Origin of the sequence: Rhodococcus sp. BS-15, assembly GCF_000813105.1 — a bacterium.
GTDB lineage: Bacteria > Actinomycetota > Actinomycetes > Mycobacteriales > Mycobacteriaceae > Rhodococcoides.
In genome coordinates this window covers 1-2,248 of record NZ_BAOX01000480.1, presented here as the reverse complement: position 1 = coordinate 2,248, position 2,248 = coordinate 1, and the positions used below count along the sequence as shown (strand labels likewise).

General features: G+C 64.5%; 4 protein-coding genes. 1 reads left to right on the top strand and 3 read right to left on the bottom strand.

Annotation, left to right across the window (positions count from 1 at the left end):
• Positions 1-440: hypothetical protein (locus RHBS_RS27110; protein ID WP_237669828.1), on the bottom strand; the 440-nt coding region annotated here is incomplete at its 3' end.
• On the opposite strand from RHBS_RS27110, the gene RHBS_RS27105 reads away from it, so the two are divergent.
• Entirely contained in the window at positions 439-942 is a 504-nt protein-coding gene (locus RHBS_RS27105) for a DUF2505 domain-containing protein (protein WP_128646884.1), read from the top strand. The two genes, RHBS_RS27110 and RHBS_RS27105, sit on opposite strands and share 2 nt — an antisense overlap.
• 161 nt (positions 943-1,103) lie before the next feature.
• On the opposite strand, the gene RHBS_RS32435 is transcribed toward RHBS_RS27105, so the two are convergent.
• Together RHBS_RS32435 and RHBS_RS27095 are read right to left on the bottom strand one after the other, a co-directional pair.
• Positions 1,104-1,418: a DUF664 domain-containing protein gene (locus RHBS_RS32435; protein ID WP_374700674.1), complete on the bottom strand. Its 315-nt coding sequence runs from the start codon at positions 1,416-1,418 to the stop codon at positions 1,104-1,106.
• A 72-nt stretch (positions 1,419-1,490) separates the two neighbouring features.
• Positions 1,491-2,248: thiamine pyrophosphate-dependent enzyme (locus tag RHBS_RS27095; protein WP_237669823.1), on the bottom strand; the 758-nt coding region annotated here is incomplete at its 5' end.

Below are 2,248 nucleotides of genomic sequence, written 5' to 3'. Positions count from 1 at the left end.
CAGGTGACGACGATGACGGATCCGGCCGGAACGACAGCGACGGTGGCGTCGCGGCCCGCGACGCGAACCAGCTCGACGTCCGGGTCGGCCTTGTAGTACTCGACCTCGATGCGTTGACCGGCGATGAGGTTGGTGGGGTACAGCACGCCGAGCGCCGGGTTGTGTGTCACGCCGTCCGGGGTGATGAAGCTGACGGCCGAGCGCAACTTGCCCGCGGACAGCACCTCGGCCGTTGCGGTGCCCTTGTCGGAATCGATGGTGACGTCGTTGCGCCAGGCTCCGACCACCAGAAGCACGGCAAGGACCGAAATCGCAATGGCGACCACGAACACGACCAGCCGGGTCCTGTACAGCGTTCGGCTGGCTCTGTCGGTATCGGTCACAGCGATCAGGTTACTTCGCAGCCGACGCGACTCCGCTCGGGTAGCGTCTGCACTCATGTCGCGCAGCTTCGAGTTCACCGTCGAATCGTCCAATCCCCCCGCTGACGTGCATGCCGCACTCACCAGCGAGGACCAGTGGGAGGCGCGCTTCGCCAAGGCGAAGAAGACGGACGGCTACGAGCTGACCAAGCACGACGACGGCGGCCTGACCGTCGACATCTCCGAGGAGGTCGGCACGTCCGAACTCCCCGGCTTCGTCACAAAGGTGATCAAGGGAAAGCTGATCGTCTCGCGCACCGATCACTGGGGACCACTCGAAGGCGATCGCGCCGAGGGAACTCTGATCGGCGGCACCACCGGTTTGCCCGCGAAGGTGAAAGGCACCCTGTCGTTGCGTCCCGACGGCACCGGCGCGAAACTGATCGTCAAAGGTGACTCGACCGTGAAAATCCCCATCGTGGGCGGCAAGATCGAGGACCTGATCAACAAGATGATCAAGGACATGATCGATCAGGAAACCGGCCAGACCCTCGAATGGGTTGCGGCGCAACAGAGCTAGCGACTGCCCCTCGTGGCCTCAGGATGAGAGAATCTGTTCACGAAGGATGTCGGCATGGCCGCAGTGATGGGCCAATTCCCTCAGCACCTGCAGGTACACCCAGTGCACCGTGCGAGGCCCGGAATGATGGCCCGTCACGATGGCATCGAGTGGCACGTCGGCTACCACCGCTCGAGCAGTTGCGCACGCCTGTCTGTGCGCCGCGATGACACCTGCGATGGTGTCGTCGTCGTCGATGACGAAGGACTCTTCAGGACTGCGAACCAGGCCGAGCGCAACCCTGGACCACCCCCGATGCACTCCTCGAACCACACTCGCTGCATCCATGTCACATGCTTCAGCAATCCGAGAAGCGTTGTGGCCGAGGGGACCAGCCGTTCTCGCGCCTGCTCCTCGGTGAGACCATCGAGGGTTGCCTCGATCGCGATCCGGTAGTCCTCGATGAACGCCTCGAGCTGAGTACGATCATCGTCCACCAGTACCTCGAACGCACCCGTCACAGGCTTCCCTTCCCAGCGAAGATTCGGTCGGGCACGTACACATTCCTTCTAAAGCCGGGCCCGAATTGCCGCGTGCAGATCCCGCAATCCCGATCGCTCGGTGGTCACTTCCAGCACTCTGATTCCCGTGGCATGGCCGGTGAGTTCGGTTGCCAGATCGGCCAAGTCGACCAGTCGATGCTCCACGCGGTAGGCACCGCACAACGCACCGAGGTCCATACCGTGGGGTGTGCCGAACACTCTCTCGAACACCCCCGCGTACTGCGGGTCGCCCTGTTCGAGGAGCTCGAAGATGCCGCCGCCGTCGTCGTTGGCCACGACGATCGTCAGGTCGTCGGGACGCGGTTCACCTGTGCCGATGAGCAGGCCCGCCGCGTCGTGCAGAAATGTCAGATCCCCGAGAAGTGCCACGGTGCGCCGCTTTCCGGCCATCGCGGCACCGATGGCCGTCGAGACGGTGCCGTCGATACCGGCAACGCCGCGGTTGGAGAGAACCTTCACGTCCGGGTTCGGAATTGCCACCAGGGCCGCGTCGCGCACGGGGTTGGACGCTCCGAGCACCAGCTGATCTCCGGGCAGCAACGCGGACATCACCACGTCGGCCACATGCAGCCCTGTCGGCTTCCGATGCTCTCGAAGTTGTTCGTGCACAGCCAGTTCGGCCCTCTCGGACAGAGCGGCGCAGCGGGCGATCCAGGCGGGGTCGGGCGCGCCGGTGGTGACTGCGCGAGTGCCGGTGGCCAGGACGTTGCCGGAGACGTCGGGCCAGCGCGGTCCGGTGGTGAGCGCGATGACGTCGACTGCAG

Coding starts and splice junctions, on each gene's coding strand:
- RHBS_RS27105 (WP_128646884.1), top strand. CDS start 439: ATGTCGCGCAGCTTCGAGTTCACCGTCGAATCGTCCAATCCCCCCGCT.